Genomic DNA, 18,061 nt, shown 5'->3' on the forward strand with positions numbered 1-18,061 from the left:
CGAGCGTGATCGTCAAAAGCCGGAACCTGTACGACGAGGCCCGCTTTCTCATGCACGATCAGCCCTCACCCCTCGGTGCCATGGCCGACCGTGAGAGGGTTACCCACCAGGGCAATCACCGATGCCGACCCTTTGCGCGGAACTGCTCGGTTAGGCGGTCCGGGCCGGGGCGGGAGATACCGTTTCGGCATGGGTCAGGCGAAGGCTTTGGCGAAGCGGGCGAGAGAGACGCCGCCTGCCTTCTTCGCGGTGGCGGCGCCCATTTCCACCCAGTCGCCGACGTGGTCGGCCATGCCGCGAGTGAAGTCGACGGCCGTGCTCGTGTCCTGTGCGGCGTCGGAGTCGGGCGCGCCGGCCAGGGCGACGCTGGTGGGGATGATGGTGGCCAGGGTGACCGTTCCCTCGATCACCTTTCCGGCGAGTTTCCCGTGACGGGCGCTCGCGCCGACATATCTGGCGCCCGTGTTGCCGAGGTAGTTGGCGATGGTTCCTGCCTCGGCTGCGGCGGCACCACCGGTCGCGGCGAGAAAGGCCCGGCCCCCGCTGCGGACGGCCACGCCCGCCCTGCCGACCGAACGCATGGCGAGGTTCCCGGCCCGCGCGGCCTTGCCGAGCGCGCCGACGACCGGCAGGGCGCCCACCACGTCGGCGCCCAGGCCGACGATTGTGGTGGCATCCCAGTCGCCTTTGATAGCTGCGTCTGCGGTGTTGACGGACAGCGCGCCGGCCGCCGTCACGATAGCGACGGGCCCGGCCAGAGGGGTCAGTACGGGGATCATCGCCAGGACGCCGGACACGGCGGAGACGACTCCGAGGACGTCGCCCAGGATCCCTAGGGAGTCATCTTGCGCGGCCTCCGCCGCGGCTTTGGCGGCAGCGGCCTTCAGGTACTCCGCCTCCTGACCGCGGGTGGTGACAATCCGTCCGAGCTCGCGGTTCAGCAGCAGGGTCTGCAGCTGATACTCCGCCTGGACGGCCAGGACGAGGTCGAGCAGGTCACGCAGTTCTCGGTCCGGGACGCGGTCGGCTGAGTAGCCGTTGTCCTTCAACCGTCCCAGGGGGGTTTGGGAGGCACGGTCCAAAGAGAAGTCGTGCAGGTGGGCGATCTCGGGGTCTGTGTAGTCGATGACCGACCCGCGTCGGTAGGGCGGGAGCACTCGGGCCAGGGGGTCGTCTTCCCTGCGCTGTCCGGCGGCCCGCCACAGAGATTGCAGGAATTCGGCGATCTGCTCGGCGATTTCCGTGGAAGACTCCCGCAGAGTCGCGAATTCCTGGTCCAGGCGTCGCAGCGCGGCGGTGATCCGGTCTTCCTGGTAGAGGTAGGCGCGGATCATCTGCTCGATGCGGTAGCGGTCCTCGGGCTTGAGGATCTTGTCGGTCCAGTGCCACGGGGTGGGCGCGTTGAAGCTGCTGGTGTAATTGTTGAGCGCAGTGTGCATCGGTCCCACGATGGGGTCACCGCGACCCGCCTCGTAGCCGAGGTTCGGCATCAGGAAGCGGCCGTATCCCTCGTAGAGCGTCTTCATGTCCCGGGGTCCTCCTTGCGTGCGGCCGGTCAGTCGTCGAAGGCGATGGTGTTGCAGACCTGCCCGAGGAGGTCGACGTAGTCGTCCCACTCGGCGATGTTCTCCGTCGCGATGGAGAAGTCCGCCATCGCCAGTCGCCCCGGCACGGGTACGAACACGTGCATCTGGCGTACGACGGTGGGGCCGCCTCCCTCCCCCAGAAGGTTCACCGGGCGTTCGACCTTGCTGTCCTCGGTGAGCAGCACCGCAAGTCCGCTCGGCAGGCGTACTACTCCTACTTCGGCTTCCGGGTAGATGGCGCCCATGGTGCGGGCCAGGCGGTGGATCGTCTGGTTGTTGGACAGCTCACTCGGCCGAGCCGTGACCGTCAGCATGAGCGAGGTGAGCCGGCCCTCGGGATCGTCCTGGGTGGGTCCGGCCAGGAGGATGCCGGCGTAGACGGCACTGGCGGCGGCCAGCATCTCGTACATCGCCTGCTGCACCAGCACGGCATGGGTGATCTCCTCGTCCGCGGGAGGTTCTGGCAGACCGGTGAGTTCCTCGACCAGGCGGGTGGTGTTCTCCTCGGCTGAAACGGTCAGATCGATGTCGTGGAAGTCTTCGGGGACGGAGAAACTCAAGGGCAGATCGATCGTGGCAGCGGGCACGGTGAGACTCCTCTCGTAGCCGGCGCAAAGATGGGCAAGATGGGCGCCGGCCAGGGTGATGTGAAGCAGCGTGGACTGGATGTGGGTGCCGGTGACGGTCACGGTTGCCTCGTCCAGGTGGTCCCCTGTTGTCCAGCCGGATGTCCACCGGGAAGAGGCCGGGCTCGTCGAGGGTGAGCCGCGGGCTCGTGGGGTCGCTGACATTGCCGTTCACGATGTTGCCGCCGGTGGTGATGCCGCGTGCGTTGGTGGTGTTGGCCTGGAAGTCGTTGCCTGGTCGGGCCGTGAGGCAGGGCGGCGCGGGATGTCTTTACGGCCCCTGCCGTGGGTGCGCGGGGGTCAGGTGGCGGGCAGAATTCTGCAGCAGGTGATGTGGGTGTGGCCGCGGTTAGAGCAGGCGTTGGTGTTTGCGTCGAAGCCGGTCGGTGGCGTGTTCCTACTCCGAGCGGGACGGCTTCTCCGCGGTTGCCTTGGCCGCTTGGGGTGCCTGTGGGGTCTGCGGGGTCTGCGGGGTCTTGGGGGGCTTGGTGAAGTCGCTCTTGCTGGGCCTGGTCTGCAGGTCCTCGTCCTTCTGGAGGTCACCGTGCTCCTTCACGGTCGCGCTCGCGTCCTGCATGCCGGCGGAAGCTGCCTGGGCGACCGAGCCGGGATGGGCGTACTGGGCCTGTGCGCCGGCGGACGCCTGGGTGGTCTGGACAAAGGAGCCGAGGAAGCCCAGGACGGCGCGGGCCTCGGGTGAGGTCTCCTGCACGATCTTCGCGCGGGAGGAGGCGCCATGGATCGCGGTGTTGAACAGGCTGGTGCTGGTGTCGTCATAGGTGTCGTCGTCGGAGTCCTCGAAGTCGATGTTCTCGCCGGGGCGGGGCTTTGTGTGGTCGGTGGTCACGGAGAACAGCCCCGCGCCCCTGCTGGCGGAGTTGAAGATGTTGTCGAACACCATGGTCGTCACCTCTGGTCGTCTACGTCGTGGCGGGGGTGCCGCCTGGTCAGGGCTGCTTGTAGAGGGTCTGCTGGCTGACGGTCAGGGTCTCGATGTCGAGCAGGGTGTGGTGGACGTCCAGGGCGGAGACGACTTCGGCCAGCCCGTGCATGTGGAAGCCGCCGGGTGTCAGGTCGAGGTCGTTGATGTCGTGGGCGACCGTGTGGTCGAGGCCGGGGTAGGTGCCAGGCTGTGGGGGAGCAAGGACCGCCACCGGGACGGCGTACTGCACCGCGATCAGCCCGGAGAAGGTCACCGGGATCTCGTAGGTGTACTGCTTGCGCGTGCGCCGCTGGGTGACGATGGTCTGCACGCGGGAGTTCGCCGGCACCTTCCCGGAGATCTGCGACTTCGAGACCCAGCTGGTGGTGAGCGAGCCGCCGACGGTGGCGGCGATGCCCAGGGCCAGCTGGGCGTTGAGGGACGCGTTGCCGGTGGCGCTGCCCGTGGTCGTGAACCCGACCGAGTTGGTCATGGTGTTCGACGTGGAGTTCGTCGCGGAGCTGCTCGCGGATGTCTCGGTGGTGTTGGCGTTGTCGACCCCGACGCTGTCCTTGCTGTTCTTGTTGGTGACCGTGTTGCCGTTCTTGTTCGCCGTCCCGTTCTGGCACGACGCCGCGAGCTGCGATTGCAGGTCCAGGCGGAGCTGGTTTTGCAGCTGGAGCTGGAGGGAGGCGCCGATGCTGCCGCCGAAGGTGAGTTTCGCGTCGCCGTGCAGTGACCAGGTGACCCCGTTGGAGATGGTGAAGTCGACCGAGTCGGTGAAGGTCATCTCGTCGCCGCTGCGGTTGACGTAGGTGCGGGAGGAGAACGTGTCGGGCGGGGGCTGGGCGATGTCACCGCGCACCTCGATCAGCGGCTCCCCGAGGTTCATGTAGGCCAGCCATCCCCGCTGGAACGCGGTCCCGGAGAAGGTGCCGAAGCTCGACTTGTTCACGGAGAACCCGACGGGCTTGTGCTTCACACCGGAGGGGTCGGTGTAGACCAGGTTGGGGTGGTTCAGGAGCGCCTGCCAGGTCTGCTCGATGTTGAGTTCCCGCAGGTTCTTCTTGGTCAGCGGCTGACGCTTGGCGTCTACCAGGCTGTATGCGGTGGAAGGCATCTACCCGTCCTCGACTAATTCCGGCCGAACCGCGCTCGGTGAAATGCAGACAGAAGCCTGCGCGCGTTCCGCCACGCGAAATTACCGCGCCGGACCCCACCCGGGAAGGCGCGTTTACATATCGCGCTCAATCGAGTGATCGATTTTCGGAAAAAGCGTCCGAAACGCCGGTGAAGTGACCTTTCTTCATCCCCTGTAACTCGATCGATCAGTTTTCACCCCGCGTGCCCGCGGGTAGCGTGACCTCGATCATTGCTCTGGGTGGAATTTCAATTTCCAGCCATCGGCCCGTTCTCGTGTTTTTCCTCGGTGAAAACGGGCCGGGGTCGCCAGTAAATGCGGCGTCACGGACCGTTGGGCCCGGCGTCCACAGCATTGTTCTCCCTCGTTCAGGACAGGTGAGGTTTCGCGATGTACACGCAAGAGCGCACGGCGATGTCCAATTTGGTGGTCGGCGGCCCGGTGGCGGTGAACAGCTACGACAACGCGATCGTGGCGGCGCTGGTGGAGAACCGTCCGGTGATGCTCGTCCACGCCTTCAACGGCGGCTACCTGCGGCCCGCGGAGCTGGGCGAAGCAAGCCACGACAAGGGCGTCCAGCTCGCCACCGCCCTGGACGAGACCGTCAAGTAGGCCAAGGGCCACCTCTGGCACATCACCCCCGCCGGCTTCTTCGGACAGCGGCCCCTGTACTTCATCGAGAGCGCCGCCGGCCAGGCGACGCCCAAGCCGGCCGGCGCGGGCGGAACCGCCGCCGGACGCGGCGACGACGGCGCCCCCAAGCCGCAGCGCCGGCGGATCACCGTCCACCAGGACGCGCCCCAGAGCACCGCCGACACCGTCCAGGTCGGGCTGCCCGACAAGGTGGGCGAGAAGTGGCGGGGAAAGAACGGCGCTCCCGAGGACAGCCAGCTCTGGGTCGTCACGGTCACACCGTGGGGCGGCATCACCTTCGTGCCGATCACCCACCCCGACACCATCCTCGGCTTCAAGGATCACGCCGTGGCGGCCAACAGCGAGGTCCGGCTCACCTACAACTGGGGCGGGGACTTCACCGGGACGGTCATCAACACCTTCTACCCGCGCCTGCCCAGCGAGTGGAACGTCCCGTACCACCACGTCTTCACGTGACCGTCGGCCACCGCCGCACCCCGCCCGTCCCGAGTCACCGTCCGCACCGCCTGGAAGAGGCACCACGATGCCCGTGCCCACGCAAGAACTGAAACTGGAGATCGTCAACGCCGCCACGGGGAAACCGCTCGGCCCCCGAGCCGTACCCGCTTCGGACGGGACGCTCGTCGTCCGTGAGCTCCCCAAGGCCGGCTCGGCCCCGCAGCAGTGGCAGATCGTCCCCGTGCAGGCCACGCCGGAGGACGAGCAGGTCTATGTGATCGGCGACGCGACCGACGGCAACAAGGTCCTCGAGCAGCCCGCCGCCGCAGGCGGCGGCGTCCGGCAAGGGGCCGCGGCCGACGGCAGGAAGAGCCAGCAGTGGCGCATCGTCCCCGTCGCCGGCGAAGCCGCCCTCTATGTAATCGAGAGCGCGACCGACGACACCGTCCTCGACCTGGACACCGATCCCGGCGCGTCTGCTGAGGACGCCACCCCGGTCGTCCTGCGCGTGTACGACGAGGAAGCGGAAAGTCAGCGGTGGCGTCTCGTCCCGGCCGAGCCCGAGCGGGTCAGCGACCCGGTGCTGCGCTGGGCACGGCTGGGGCACTGGAACAGCCGGCAGTCCTGGCGGCTGGCTCCCTCGGCGGCACTGCGGCCCGCACCCGGCGCGACCCCCTCGTTCAGCGATCTGCTCCTGGTCCTCGACCGGTTCGGAACCGACCAGGACGCCGGCGGGTGGAAGAGCGAAGGGGCCGCGCCCCGTCCCGGCGGACAGCCGGGCTGGTGGGCCGGTCTCGGCGCGCGGTTCCTCGCCGAGACCGCCGGGAAGGCGCCGGCGGACATCGTCGCTCTCAAGCCGGCCAAGGGGGCGGTGACGGCGGCTGCGCGAGGTGACGGCACGTTCGAGGACGAGGAGCGCGTCCTGTACCCGCCCGCACCGTCCCCGAGTCCGGCGGACCTGTGGACCCTGGCCGACATCACGGGCGAAGGCAGGCCCGGCGTCGTGGTGCTGGCAGCCGACGGTGTGCGGGTGTCCCTCCAGGAGGAGGACGGAACGCTCCCGCCCCCGGGCGGCGAGCCGGCGCTCAAGGCGTTCGGCCACGGCGATCAGGCCGGCGGGTGGATGGCGGACAAGCATCCACGCTTTCTGGTCGACACCAATGGCGACGGCCGGCTCGACATCGTCGGCTGCCACGACGACGGCGTCTGGATCTCCCTCCAGGACGAGGAGGGCACGTTCGCGCCACTGTCCGACGAGCCCGCTCTCCAGGCGTTCGGCCACGACGAGAAGGCCGGCGGGTGGCTCCTGGAGGAGCACCCTCGCTTCCTGGCCGACACCACCGGCAGCAGCCGGCTCGACATCGTCGGCTGCCACGACGACGGCGTCTGGATCTCCCTCCAGGACGAGGACGGCGTATTCGCCGAGCCCCTGTACGTCCTCGACGACTTCGGGACCGACCGGGGATGGGTCTCGGCCGACGAGCACCCCCGGTTCCTGCTGAAGACCACCGGCGACGGCGCGACCGACATCATCGGCTTCGGCCCCCACGGCGTCGTCGTCGCACGCGGCCTCGGTGATGGCACCTTCGAGCCCTCGAAGCTCGTCCTGAACGACTTCGGCACCGCCCAGGGATGGACCGCCAAGAAGCACCTGCGCCTCCTCGCCGACGTGACCGGCGACGGCAACCCCGACATCGTCGGCTTCGGCGACGAAGGAGTCTGGGTCGCGCACAACCGCGGCGACGGCACGTTCGAGCAGGCCCAGCTCGTGTGCCGCGGTTTCGGGTACGACGACGACGCCGGCGCCTGGCGGGTCGGCCACCACCCCCGCTTCCTCGCCGACATCACCGGCGACGGGCGTGTCGACATCATCGGCTTCGGCGGCCCGGGCGTGTACGTGGCCCTCAACCTCTACCGCCGCTTCCGAACCCGCTGACCCCAGCACCGCCCCGCGCAGTCGCCCTCATCATCTGACCGCCAGACACCGAAAGCCGCCGGCCCGGTCCAACCGGGCCGGCGGCCACATGATCCGCACAGGGCAGCACCTGTGGCCGGTTCAACACGCTCGGCTGTCCCCTCCGGGAAGTTCCACGTCCCTACAGCGGCCTGCGCCGGACCGGCGGTCCTTCCCAGCGCCGTCGCACTCGCGCCCGCCTCCTGCTCTGCGAACACCTCACCTGGAGCTGACCGACCGCCCGGACGGGACGGCAGAAGGGCGGCGCGGTGCTTGTACCGCCTCAGCTCAGCGTTCCAAGAGGTTCTGGCACACGCTGCCCCGGCCTCTTCGGCCGTACGGAAACCGGGCAGGACGTATTGGCGCGTATTTCTCCTTGACCTCACACCAGGCCAAGGAGAAATACAACGTCGCGATGACCGGTCCGCAAACGACTCCCACCAAGCGGGCCCCCTCCGAAGGCAGGGCCCGCCCAGGTTCTCGTGGCGTCCTGCGACCGGGATCAGACGGGCAGGAGCTGCCACTGACGGTTGCGGTGATCGCCGTCCTCGCTCTCTTGTGTGAGGGCAATGGGGGCGTTGGTGTCGGCATGCAGGAGCAGGCCGCTGTGGTGGTTGGTGATCTCGTAGACCCTGGAGGTATCGGTTTCGGAGCTCATGGGGACGAGCCGCCACTGCTGGTGGCGGGCGCCGCTGCCTGCGTAGGTGCGCTGCGCCACCGGTGCCCCGGCCGTCTCCTGGGCATCGGTGACTTCCAGGACCTTGCCGCTGCGCACGTTCTCGATCCGGTACAGAATCTCACCATCGGCCTGCCCGGTGGCGATCAGCCGCCACTTCTGGTGGGCGCGGAGGGAAGCCAGCGCCTGGTGGACTGCGGCGCCGTCCTTGAGGGATTCACGGTGCACACCGATGCGGAGTTTGCTGCGGGCGTTGGTCCAGGACACCGTCGTACCGGACTCGGGCAGGCCGGCCATCTTCTCCGAGGTGATCTTCCGGATGCGGTGGTTGTGGTGGTCGGCGATGTAGAGGGTGTCGACGCTGTCCACGGCCAGGCCGAAGGGGTTCTTCAGCTGGGCGGTGGCGGCCGGGCTGTCGTCCCCGCCGCATCCCGCTGTGCCGGTTCCGGCAAGGGTGCTGATCGTTCCGTCGGGTGCGACTTTCCTGATGCGGTGGGTGTTGTGTTCGGAGATGTACAGGTTGCCGGCGCTGTCCACCGCCACGCCGATGGGGTTGTGCAGCTGGGCCGAGATGGCCGGGCCACCGTCTCCGCCGGAGCCCTGGGTGCCCGTGCCGGCGACCGTGCTGATCTTCCCGTCCGCGGTGACCTTACGGACCCGGTGGCCGTGGTACTCGACGATGTAGAGGCTGTCCTCCGCGTCCAGCGCCATCCCGTAAGGGGTGTTCAGACGAGCGGCGGTGGCCGGGCCACCGTCACCGGTGGAACCCGCCGTCCCGTCGCCGACGACCGTGCTGATCTTCCCGTCCACGGTGACCTTGCGGACCCGATGGCCGCCGTACTCGGTGAGGTAGAGGTTGCCGGCACTGTCCACCGCCACCCCGATCGGGCGCTGCAGACGGGCGGCGATGGCCGGGCCACCATCGCCGCTGAAGCCCGGGGCGCCTGTGCCGACGACCGTGGTGATCGTCCCGTCGGGTGTGATCCTGCGGATACGGTGGTTGGCGTCGTCGGCGATGTAGAGGTTGTCGGCGCCGTCCACCGCGATCTCGCGCGGAGAGCTCACCTGAGCCGAGACGGCAGGACTGTTGTCGCCCTTGTACGCCCCGGTCCCATTGCCCGTGACCGTGCTGATCGTCCCGTCCGGGGTGACCTTGCGGACCCGGTGATTGAGGTGGTCGGAGAAGTACAAGGTGCCCGCGCTGTCCACCGCGACCCCGTAGGGACGGTTCAACTGGGCTGACACAGCAGGCTCTGCTTCCCCCTTGAATCCTGCGGTTCCGCTGCCCGCCACCGTACGGATCAAGGGGACGAAGCCCTCGCCGTCCGTGTCCGCCGCCTCAGGAGTGCTCATCGTCGTCCCTTCACCGTCCACCGGCCGCCCGGCATGGACAGCCTTCTTGCCGGTTCCAGAAAGTCATAAAGCCCCAGGAACCGGCAAGATCACCTTTCAGGTGAGCATCAGGACCCACGTTGACGAAACGACCACGCAGAGCAAGCAGACCAGCCATCCAGCCGGACCGTTCCTGGCAGCCCGACCGCTTCCTGCGGACCAACCGGTCCGGACAGCCGGCGCAGGGCGGCCTCGTACGGTCTCGTCCTCACGGGTGAACCCGCCCACATCGAGACGGAGCGTTTCTCCACCGAACTCCGGCGCCTCGCGCGGTCGATGAGCGCCCCGGCCCCCGGCGTGTCCGTGGGCCCGGGTCCGCTATGCCTACGGGCGTGATCGCCAATCTGCTGCGCGGAGCTGCCGCGTTCTGCCTCGCCCTGACTCCGCTCGCCCTCCCCTCCCCGCCGCCATGGCCACGACTACGACCACGGCGGTAATGCTGGTTCCGAAGGTGCTGCCGCTGGAAGACGCCGTCGGACGACTCCCCGCCGCCGAGGAGGACCGCACCGACTACACCCGCGCCTCCTTCCGGCACTGGAACACCGGCCTCGAAGCCGTCCAGGAACCGGCCGTGGCGGCCGGCTGCAAACTGACCGGCGGAAGATGGGTGTGGTACTACGACGGCGTCAAGGTGATCGAGGCAGGCAAGCTCGACACCCGTCCGTCCCGCCCGGTGGCGCGGTGACTTCGAGACCGGTCCCGCTGTGCGGCCTGACAGCTGCCGACCGCACAGCGAGCATGCACCGTAAGGTCCGCCGCCGGAACCAGCCGCGGCCCCTCTCCAGCTCGGGACCGTCCTGCGGCTCCGGCGACGCGGCGGCCTCGATGCGGACAACTTCGGCGGCGGCCTCCTGGCGGGCGACGTCGTCGGCGCGGCATGAGCCGCACACCGTCCTGTCCCCGGCCCGGACGGCGGTCCGGTGCACGGTGATCTCCTCCCAGCGCTCGTCGCTGAACTTCCGCCCGCACCGCGTACACACCGGGCGCTGCGCCTCCCGCTCAGCGGCACGGCGCCGCTTGTCTTCCGCGTCCGCGCGGGCTTCCTGGGCGCGGTAGAGGGTGTGGCCGTCGGGGTTGTCGAGCGCGTCCGTCAGCGTCTGCTCCCTGCTGCGTCCCAGGCGCCGCCACACTGCCGCACCGGCGCCGTGCTCCTGGAGCTGTTCCAGGGTGGTGACGACGACGGGGACCGCCTGGCGGTAGTCGAGCGCGGTGATGGCCTTCTCGTAGAGGGAGTCGTACCGGCGCGGCGCCCAGTAGCGTCGGCCGGCCTTCTCCAGGACGGCGATCGTGTTGGCGACCTTGGTCTCGGTGGTGTCTGCGAACACGAACGCGAGGGGCACCAGGCCCTCCCGGCCGGTCGGCGGGTAGACGCGGCGCCACAGCCGCTGCTCGTGGTCGACGCGCTCGATCGCGTCCGGCTGGGAGCGGACCAGGTCCACGGTGCGCTTGTCCGCGTCCTTCGGCAGCAGCCGGCCCCACTCCCAGTACCGGCGCAGCTTGGTCACCAGGTCGTGCGCGTCCTCGGTACGGCGGTCGACCTCCACCAGGAGCACGGGCACCCCGGCCTGCGGCGCCCGCACCACCAGGTCCGCCCGCTGCACGTACCCGTCGCCAAGCCGGTGCCCGATCTCCGTCTGGAAGCCGAGCCGGTAGCCGATCCCGGCCTGGTGGAGTTCGGCGGCCGTCGAGGTGACCGCCGCCGCGTGGTCGTCGTAACCGGCACCGAGCAGCTTTTTGGTGACCGGGTCGTACTTCTTCTCGCGCAGTGCCGAGACCCGTATGCCCTTCGGCTCCAGCAGCTGCTTCGCCTCGTCGTGTCCGCGCTTCGTCAGCACCCACACCTGCCGCTGATCCTCCCGCACCAGTTCGGGCCTCACCAGCTGGTGGTCCTCCAGGTCCAAGAGGTTGTCGCGTACGAGCTTGTCGTGCTGGTTGCCGGGACGGGTCAGCTTCCAGAGCTGGTCGGGCGTAGCCCGCTGGAAGATCCCCAGCGCTTGCAGGAGCTCCCGGCGTCGGGGCCCGGTCGAGTTCTTCCGGTGCTGCGGACGCCTTGCTACATCTACATGAGGGGTGTCGGCGCTGCGGCGACCCCCTTTCCGCCGGGCCTGACCTGCGGAAACGCCCGGCTTCTGACGGCGCGGCGTGGAGGGGGTGATGGAGGGGTCCACGGAGGGGGCCTGTCCGGCCGGGTCAAGGGGCTGCTCGGGGTCGTCTGCGGTGCTCGCCACAGGGCGCTCCTGGAAGGTGGGGCGGGCCTATCCCGCCGTTCACCTTCTACAGGTGCGGTTTTCGGGCTCGGTGTGACGCCGGGCTCGGAGAATCCCTCCGCCGTGACCGCATCGTGATCAACTCGGGGGGAGAGTTCTCCCCCGTCGGCGGCCGGGCTCTGTCCACAGGCCCGCAGCTCGAAGGTGTCTTCGAGGCCGCCGTGATCAGCGGGGCGGCCCGAAGATGAGGAGCCACCCATGCCCGAGAACACCGTCACCGTGCCGCTCGCCCCGATGGAGCCGCAGGACATCGCCGACGCCTTCGCCTACATCCGGGCGTGGCAGGCCGGGGACATCTACACCGCCGGCGCGGTCGCCGACGAGGCAGGCCCGGAGCAGCTGCACCGGCTGCTCGTGGACGTCGCCGCGCGCGTCTTCATCCCGGTCACCGCCGTGGACGACCACGACGGGGAGCCGTGCGAGCACTCCTTCCTCGCCGCCGCGCTCGGACGGCTGCTGCTGGAGCTCCTCTGCCACGGTGTGTGCCTGGGCGGTCTGCCGGGCGTCGCCAACCGCCATCACCCGCTTCACCAGGAACATCCCCACCGAGGACCACGGCGACGTCGCCGACGTCCTGTGCCGGCTGGAGGACGCGGGTATGAAGCAGGCGATGGAGGCGCACCCGGCCCACCGCACCACCGCGTAACCGCACCTCCGGGACGGTGGTGGTGCGGTGCGGCGCGCGTCCCCGGCGCACCACCGCACCACCGTGGTGCGCTCCACCCGCTCCACCGCACCGCACCGCACCGCCGAGCGCCGGCGGTGCGGTCTCCCGGCGTCGCCGCACCGCGCCGGGGCGTGCCACGGCCGGGCGGGCTCCTCTATCACACACCCCCTTGACCGCGACCTGATCGCGAGCCGAAACCGGCGATGTCAAGGGGAAACGTCGCGGTAGCAGAGGTGGACAAGGGGGTGTAGCGGAGCCGGACAAGGGGGTCGCGCGCGTCCGGCCGCACCCGGACAAGGGGTCGCGGCGGCGGAGCGCACCGGCGCGGTGCGGAGCCTCGGGTGCGGCGCACCGGCGCGTAAAAGTGCCGGGCATCGTCGGAGTGGTGCGGTGCCGGACGCGGTGGCGCACCATCGCGGTGCGCACCACGGTGGAGTCCATCGTCGTCCGGTGCACCACGGTGGAGTCCACTCAGGGAGCCCACCCGGTGGTACCCACTCGGTGGAGTCCACTCGGTGTCGTGCATCACCACTGGATGCAGAACATCGTGGCTCCACTCAGTGGACGGTGTCCGGCATCGTCACCACAGCCAGGCGTTGGAGTGCCGCACCCGGGACAGGGCGCGGGCATCGCGGCGCGCGGCCGCGTTGCCGATCCGGTTCTGCCGGGCGCGAGGCCGGCGCGAGTTCCTCGCGGCGAGGCGGCGCTTGGCAGCTTCCTGGAGGCGCTTGCGCTGCTTGCGCAGCTCCGCCTTCTTCGCGGCCTTCGACTTCGGCTTCCGGGGGCGTTTCCAGATCGGCTGCCATCCCAGGGGCTCGTCGGGGCCCGGCTCCTGGTCCTCGGTGAGCGCGGCGGCCATCTGCTCGCGGGCGGCTCGGGCGCGGGCGAGCGCGTCGTCGGGGTTGGGGCGTTCTTCTGGGGTGCTCACGTGACTCCTCCTGTGGTTCGGCCCGGCGTGGGTTGGGTGCCGGGTTGCTGGGTGTGCGGCTGCGGGGTCGTCGCCGGGGTGGGCTGCGGGCGAAGGCCGTGGGCGGCTTCGCGTGCCCGCCAGCTGTCCTGGAACGTGGCGGCCACCTGCGCGGCGGCGGCCTCCAAGGTCTGGCGGGTCCGCTCCACCGTGTCGACGCCGGTCTCCGGCTCCAGGACGCGGCCGTCCTTCCGGCCGTCGCGGAACGGCCGCGGGCGCGACCTCGAGACGGCAGGCATGGCGACGGCGTACGGGCGGGGGCGGGAGCCCAGGCGCTCCGCACGGCGCACCGCATGGACCCGGGCGGCCAGGGCGTCGGCGGCGAGGCGGGCCCGCTCGTACAGCGGGGCGGTCCGCTTGCGGGTCAGCGGGCGCAGCACGGCCTGGTCCTCGGTGTCGCGCGGGTACAGGGCACGCAGATCGGCGGTCATCCTCCGGCCGCGCCCAACGGGGCGGGTGTGGTCGTCGACGACCGTCTGCACGATCCGTTCGTCCAGGCCGGGTTCGTGGGGTAGGCCGCGCAGGACGTAGGAGAGGTGGCGGCGGGCTTCGGCGAGGAGGTGGTGGCGCGCGAAGGCGCCGCGCATCACGTACACCACGGCGACGACGTCGACGGCCGCCAGGGCGAGGTCGACCACCGACCGCACCCGTGCCCACACCGCCGCGGCCGCCGCCCGGGCCCGCTCGGCGAGCCGGTAGACGGTGCAGGCGCCGAACGCCCGGATCGCGGAGGTGCGCCATCGCGTCCGCAGCTCGGTCAGCGACAGCAGCTCGGTGCGCTTGGGTGGGCGGGTCTGGTCGGCGGCCTGGCAGGCCAGCGCGTAGCCGGCCTTCTCGCCCGGCGCGTGCCCCTGCCGTTCCTCGTACTTGTCTGTGAGAACAGGCAGCGCGTCCTCGATCTGCTGGCGGCGGGTCGACTGCCAGCCGATCAGCCGCCGGTCGATCCCCGCGATCTCCATCACGGGCCGGCGGCCCGGGGTCACCTCGCGCGGCTCCCACGCCCACCCGAGACGGGCCGTCACCTCCTCCATGAAGTGGAGGGCGTAGAGGGTGTCGGCCGCGACAATGTGGGCCAGCATCGAGTCGGCGGAGAGGTTGCCCCACTTCCCGTCGTGCGGCCGCCGGGCCCGGATCGAGACGACCGCGTGGTCGTGGAGCAGCGGCTTCGACTCGGCAGCGCGGGACTCGTAGTGCCGGAACACCGCGACGATCAACCCGTCCTTCACCGGCCGACGGTGCTTGCCACCGCTCCCCCACCGGATCTGCGCGACCGACTCCTCCAGCCACGCCAGCGTCCTGTCCCGGGCGACGTCCTGGCACGACTCCAGCACGAGACAGGTCTCGTCGTCGGTGAGCGCCCACGCGATGTGGGCCGTCGACGGGGCTCGGAAGACCAGGTCCATCGCCAGCCACGGCGTGCGCTCCTTCGCCTTCTCCGTCTTCGGCGAGGCGTTGTGCTCGATGGGTCTGCCCAGCACGGTCGCCCGCCTCGCTTGCGCCGAGCTCTTGCCCTGCGCCAGGAGCCCGCGCTCGATCCGGTCGGCGTCAGGGTGCCGGCCCTCCCCCAGGAGCAGCTCGGCCTGCCGCTCGGTCACCACGTCCCCGTCCGTCAGGCCGAGCGCGGCAAGGCCCCGGCCCTTCCACACGTCGGGCGGGACACCAGCTTCGTCCTGGGCAGCGCGCAGCGGCGTGCCCGCCCGGCGGTGGCCGTCGCCGACCATCACGTCACGGGTGAGGTAGAGCCACCCGTTCCCCGGGCTGACCTTCGATTTGCTAATCACCGGCCCATGGAACCCCGGCACTTACCTGCGCAGAAGTGTGATCCGAGGTCCTTCCCGCCGGGCGGGAGAGCCTCACCAGATCTTTACCGCCCCGCCCGCCAGGCGGGCCACCGGGTCAGCACGAGACGGTAAGCCGCCGACCTGTGCACAGTCCGCCGCATGACTAATGAACTGCTCCACGGAGACCTCTGCCCGCTGTGCGGCCGGCCCCTCACGCTGCGCCCGACCGTCGTCGTCCGCTCGCACGTGCCCGTACCCCACCCGGATCGACACGGTGCCCCACTGCCGCTACTGCGCCAACGACATGTCCCGCGCACAGCAGTGGAACGACCTGATGCGCGCCCGCTACGAGAGCTGACCGGGGCCGTGCGAATGCTGCGCCACGACCTCACGAGCCCCAACAAGCGACAACAACCGACTCCGTTCCACCAGGAGAGAGCTACGTAGGCTCCCCCGTTCAACAGCGAGAGACGCCCCGACCCGCACCATGTCACCGACTCCCTCACCCCCGGGTGAGACATCCCCGCCCCCGGCCACCGGCCGGGGGCTTCGTGCTTCCTGGAGGAGACCGTGCCGACGTACGAAGCCCTGTCCCGCTTCACCACCGACCTGAACCGCCTCATTCCCGCCCAGCGCCACCGCTTCCACCAAGCCGTCAACGCCTTCGTCGACGACCTACGCACCGGGCCCGGACGCTTCCGCGCCGGCCTCCGCGAAGCGCGCGGGTTCGGAGATTCCTGAGCGCCGAACAGCGCGAAACCGTTCACGCGACGGCCTCTGGGGATGTCGCGCGTACGGGTTCAGGGTGTTGCGTGTGGGTGCTATTCGTCGTGGAGTTCAGCGCGGACGCGGCGTGAGGGCTGGAAGGCGTACAGGTCGAGGACGCCGGGAGGCTCTGCCAGGCCGGGGCCGCCGTCTCGGACCCAGGCGGTGATGTCGGCGGCAGCGTCCGGGTCGTTGACCTGGCCGAGCCAGACCGGTCGGCCTCCGGCCTTGCGCCCTTCGGCGGAGGGTTGGACCACGATGACGTTCGCCCGCTCGCACGCGTCGAGGCAGTCGGTGCGCCGGATGGTTGCGATGCCGGACAGGGTGGTGCACAGGTCGGTGAGCTGGGCTTCGTGGTCGAGGCGGGGCACTTTGGCTGTGGTGCCGCAGCAGCATCCGCGGCAGACGGTGACGGTGCATCGTGCCGCCGCACCGGCCGTCCCGTCGGGGGCGGCCGTGCGGTCCCGGCGGGTGCGGCGGCTCACTTGGTGTCCTTGGTAAAGGGGTTGGTCCAGGCGCGTTCGCGCAGGAGGCGCAGGCCGTTGAGGCCGACGATGACGGTGGAGCCTTCGTGGCCGGCGACGCCGAGGGGCAGCGGGAGGGTGCCGATCAGGTCCCAGGCGACGAGGGCGGTGATGAAGATTCCGGCGATGACCAGGTTCTGGATGACGAGGTGGCGGGCCCGGCGGGAGAGGTCGACGATGGCGGGGATGGTGGCGAGTTCGTCGCGGACGACGACGGCGTCGGCGGTTTCAAGGGCAAGGTCGGAGCCGGCCTTGCCCATGGCGATGCCGGTGTGGGCGGCGGCCAGGGCGGGGGCGTCGTTGACGCCGTCGCCGACGACCAGGACCCGGCGTCCCTCGGCTTCCCAGTCCTGGACGGCGGCGGCCTTGTCCTGTGGGAGGAGGCCGGCGCGGACGTCGGTGATGCCGACCTCGGCGGCCAGGTGGCGGGCGGCGCGCTCGTTGTCGCCGGTGAGCAGGATCGGCGTGCGGCCGGTCAGGGTGGTGAGGGCGGTGACGGTGGCCTTGGCGTCCGGACGGAGCTGGTCGGAGATGCCCAGGACCCCGATCGGTGCACCATCGCGCAGTACGAGGACGGCGGTGCGGCCCTGGTCTTCGAGGGTCTGCACCAGGTTGCCGGTCGCCGTATCGGCGGTGGTGGCGAGCCGGGCGGGTGAGCCGACCTGAAGGGTGCGGCCGCTCACGGTGGCGGTGACGCCGGTGCCGGGCTCGGATGTGAAGTCGGTGGCTTCGGCGGGGGTGAGGCCGCGTTCGCGGGCCGCGGCGACGACGGCGCGGGCCAGGGGGTGCTCGCTGGGGTGCTCTGCGGACGTCGCAAGGGCCAGCAGCTCGTCCTCGTCCAGGCCGGAGGCGGGCACGGGGTGGACGTCGGTGACGCGGGGGGTGCCCTCGGTGATGGTGCCGGTCTTGTCGAGGGCGACCGCGTCCACCTGGCCCAGGCGTTCCATGACGACGGCGGACTTGGCCAGGACGCCGTGGCGGCCGGCGTTGGCGATGGCGGACAGAAGCGGCGGCATGGTGGAGAGCACCACCGCGCAGGGCGAGGCGACGATCATGAACGTCATCGCCCGCAGCAGGGCCGAGGAGAGGGTGTCGCCGAAGGCGAGCGGGACGGTGAAGACGGCGAGGGTCGCGATGACCATGCCGATCGAGTACCGCTGCTCGACCTTCTCGATGAACAGCTGGGTCGGGGCTTTAGTCTCGGAGGCTTCCTCGACCATCTTCACGATCCGCGCGATGACCGAGTCGGAGGGGTCCCGCTCGACGCGGACGCGCAGGGCGCCGGTGCCGTTGACGGTGCCGGCGAACACCTCGTCGCCCACCTGCTTGGCGACTGGCATGGGTTCGCCGGTGATGGTGGCCTGGTCGACATCGGAGGCCCCGTCGGTCACCTGCCCGTCGGCGCCGATCCGCTCTCCGGGCCGCACCAGAATGGTGTCGCCTACTGCGAGGGAGTCCGCGGGCACGCTCTCTTCTCCGCCGCCGGGCAGGAGGCGGGTCGCGGTGGTGGGCGCCAGATCGAGGAGCCCGCGGACCGAGTCGGCGGTGCGGGCGGTCGCGACCGCCTCGAGCGCTCCGGAGGTGGCGAAGATGACGATCAGCAGTGCACCGTCTAGGCCGTTTCCTTCGGATCATCTCGCCGACCAGATGAAGATGGCGGCGATGTGGAGTCCGGCGAGGTAGATGGTGGCGGTCTTGTCG

14 protein-coding genes and 2 pseudogenes are annotated in these 18,061 nt (G+C 70.1%); 5 read left to right on the forward strand and 11 right to left on the reverse strand.

Going from position 1 to position 18,061, the window contains the following annotated elements; translation table 11 throughout:
* Nucleotides 1–194 precede the first annotated feature (194 nt).
* The 4 genes from ACZ66Z_RS35555 to ACZ66Z_RS35570 form a co-directional block, all read right to left on the reverse strand.
* Nucleotides 195–1,526 (reverse strand): hypothetical protein, encoded by a 1,332-nt coding sequence (locus ACZ66Z_RS35555; protein WP_469940031.1) that lies wholly within the window; start codon nt 1,524–1,526, stop codon nt 195–197.
* Nucleotides 1,527–1,555: 29 nt separating this feature from the next.
* On the reverse strand, nt 1,556–2,275 hold the full coding sequence (locus ACZ66Z_RS35560; protein WP_469940032.1) for a hypothetical protein: 720 nt from the start codon (nt 2,273–2,275) through the stop codon (nt 1,556–1,558).
* 334 nt (nt 2,276–2,609) lie between these two features.
* On the reverse strand, nt 2,610–3,113 hold the full coding sequence (locus ACZ66Z_RS35565) for a hypothetical protein (protein ID WP_469940034.1): 504 nt from the start codon (nt 3,111–3,113) through the stop codon (nt 2,610–2,612).
* A gap of 46 nt (nt 3,114–3,159) precedes the next feature.
* Nucleotides 3,160–4,254: a hypothetical protein gene (locus tag ACZ66Z_RS35570; protein WP_469940035.1), complete on the reverse strand. Its 1,095-nt coding sequence runs from the start codon at nt 4,252–4,254 to the stop codon at nt 3,160–3,162.
* Nucleotides 4,255–4,665: 411 nt separating this feature from the next.
* On the opposite strand from ACZ66Z_RS35570, the pseudogene ACZ66Z_RS35575 reads away from it, so the two are divergent.
* Nucleotides 4,666–5,385 (forward strand): annotated as a pseudogene (locus ACZ66Z_RS35575) (hypothetical protein).
* Nucleotides 5,386–5,452: 67 nt separating this feature from the next.
* Nucleotides 5,453–7,303: an FG-GAP-like repeat-containing protein gene (locus tag ACZ66Z_RS35580; protein ID WP_469940036.1), complete on the forward strand. Its 1,851-nt coding sequence runs from the start codon at nt 5,453–5,455 to the stop codon at nt 7,301–7,303.
* Nucleotides 7,304–7,823: 520 nt separating this feature from the next.
* On the opposite strand, the gene ACZ66Z_RS35585 is transcribed toward ACZ66Z_RS35580, so the two are convergent.
* On the reverse strand, nt 7,824–9,350 hold the full coding sequence (locus ACZ66Z_RS35585; RefSeq protein WP_469940038.1) for an NHL domain-containing protein: 1,527 nt from the start codon (nt 9,348–9,350) through the stop codon (nt 7,824–7,826).
* A 475-nt stretch (nt 9,351–9,825) separates the two neighbouring features.
* Here ACZ66Z_RS35585 and ACZ66Z_RS35590 point away from each other — a divergent pair, with 475 nt between their 5' ends.
* Complete coding sequence (locus tag ACZ66Z_RS35590; protein WP_469940040.1) at nt 9,826–10,074, forward strand: hypothetical protein; 249 nt, start codon at nt 9,826–9,828, stop codon at nt 10,072–10,074.
* Here the strand turns inward: ACZ66Z_RS35590 and ACZ66Z_RS35595 are convergent.
* Nucleotides 10,016–11,617 carry a replication-relaxation family protein gene (locus ACZ66Z_RS35595; protein WP_469940041.1) on the reverse strand — a complete coding sequence of 534 codons (1,602 nt, stop codon included), beginning with the start codon at nt 11,615–11,617 and terminating at the stop codon, nt 10,016–10,018. The two genes, ACZ66Z_RS35590 and ACZ66Z_RS35595, sit on opposite strands and share 59 nt — an antisense overlap.
* Before the next feature lie 204 nt (nt 11,618–11,821).
* Nucleotides 11,822–12,133, reverse strand: a complete 312-nt coding sequence (locus ACZ66Z_RS35600; protein ID WP_469940043.1) for a hypothetical protein — start codon at nt 12,131–12,133, stop codon at nt 11,822–11,824.
* A 1-nt stretch (nt 12,134) separates the two neighbouring features.
* On the opposite strand from ACZ66Z_RS35600, the gene ACZ66Z_RS35605 reads away from it, so the two are divergent.
* The gene (locus ACZ66Z_RS35605) at nt 12,135–12,302 is read left to right on the forward strand and encodes a hypothetical protein (protein WP_469940044.1); all 168 of its coding nucleotides are present in this window, start codon (nt 12,135–12,137) and stop codon (nt 12,300–12,302) included.
* Nucleotides 12,303–12,903: 601 nt separating this feature from the next.
* On the opposite strand, the gene ACZ66Z_RS35610 is transcribed toward ACZ66Z_RS35605, so the two are convergent.
* Together ACZ66Z_RS35610 and mobF are read right to left on the reverse strand one after the other, a co-directional pair.
* On the reverse strand, nt 12,904–13,251 hold the full coding sequence (locus ACZ66Z_RS35610) for a hypothetical protein (RefSeq protein ID WP_469940045.1): 348 nt from the start codon (nt 13,249–13,251) through the stop codon (nt 12,904–12,906).
* Nucleotides 13,248–15,011, reverse strand: coding sequence for a MobF family relaxase (gene mobF / locus ACZ66Z_RS35615; protein ID WP_469940050.1), 1,764 nt, complete (start codon nt 15,009–15,011; stop codon nt 13,248–13,250). The genes ACZ66Z_RS35610 and mobF overlap by 4 nt, the downstream gene beginning before the upstream one ends.
* Nucleotides 15,012–15,641: 630 nt before the next feature.
* On the opposite strand from mobF, the gene ACZ66Z_RS35620 reads away from it, so the two are divergent.
* Entirely contained in the window at nt 15,642–15,812 is a 171-nt protein-coding gene (locus ACZ66Z_RS35620; protein ID WP_469940047.1) for a hypothetical protein, read from the forward strand.
* A gap of 80 nt (nt 15,813–15,892) precedes the next feature.
* On the opposite strand, the gene ACZ66Z_RS35625 is transcribed toward ACZ66Z_RS35620, so the two are convergent.
* Together ACZ66Z_RS35625 and ACZ66Z_RS35630 are read right to left on the reverse strand one after the other, a co-directional pair.
* Complete coding sequence (locus ACZ66Z_RS35625; protein ID WP_469940048.1) at nt 15,893–16,321, reverse strand: (2Fe-2S) ferredoxin domain-containing protein; 429 nt, start codon at nt 16,319–16,321, stop codon at nt 15,893–15,895.
* Nucleotides 16,318–17,985, reverse strand: a pseudogene (locus ACZ66Z_RS35630) (heavy metal translocating P-type ATPase); the annotation flags it as partial. The pseudogene ACZ66Z_RS35630 and the gene ACZ66Z_RS35625, both read right to left, overlap by 4 nt.
* Between the last annotated feature and the right edge of the window lie 76 nt (nt 17,986–18,061).

Source organism: Streptomyces sp. NPDC107498, assembly GCF_055582805.1.

What these genes read in the sequence shown, in the direction of transcription:
- ACZ66Z_RS35555 (WP_469940031.1), bottom strand. Translation starts at nt 1,526, where the DNA reads ATGAAGACGCTCTACGAGGGATACGGCCGCTTCCTGATGCCGAACCTC.
- ACZ66Z_RS35565 (WP_469940034.1), bottom strand. Translation starts at nt 3,113, where the DNA reads ATGGTGTTCGACAACATCTTCAACTCCGCCAGCAGGGGCGCGGGGCTG.
- ACZ66Z_RS35570 (WP_469940035.1), bottom strand. Translation starts at nt 4,254, where the DNA reads ATGCCTTCCACCGCATACAGCCTGGTAGACGCCAAGCGTCAGCCGCTG.
- ACZ66Z_RS35580 (WP_469940036.1), top strand. Translation starts at nt 5,453, where the DNA reads ATGCCCGTGCCCACGCAAGAACTGAAACTGGAGATCGTCAACGCCGCC.
- ACZ66Z_RS35585 (WP_469940038.1), bottom strand. Translation starts at nt 9,350, where the DNA reads ATGAGCACTCCTGAGGCGGCGGACACGGACGGCGAGGGCTTCGTCCCC.
- ACZ66Z_RS35590 (WP_469940040.1), top strand. Translation starts at nt 9,826, where the DNA reads ATGCTGGTTCCGAAGGTGCTGCCGCTGGAAGACGCCGTCGGACGACTC.
- mobF (WP_469940050.1), bottom strand. Translation starts at nt 15,011, where the DNA reads ATGGTCGGCGACGGCCACCGCCGGGCGGGCACGCCGCTGCGCGCTGCC.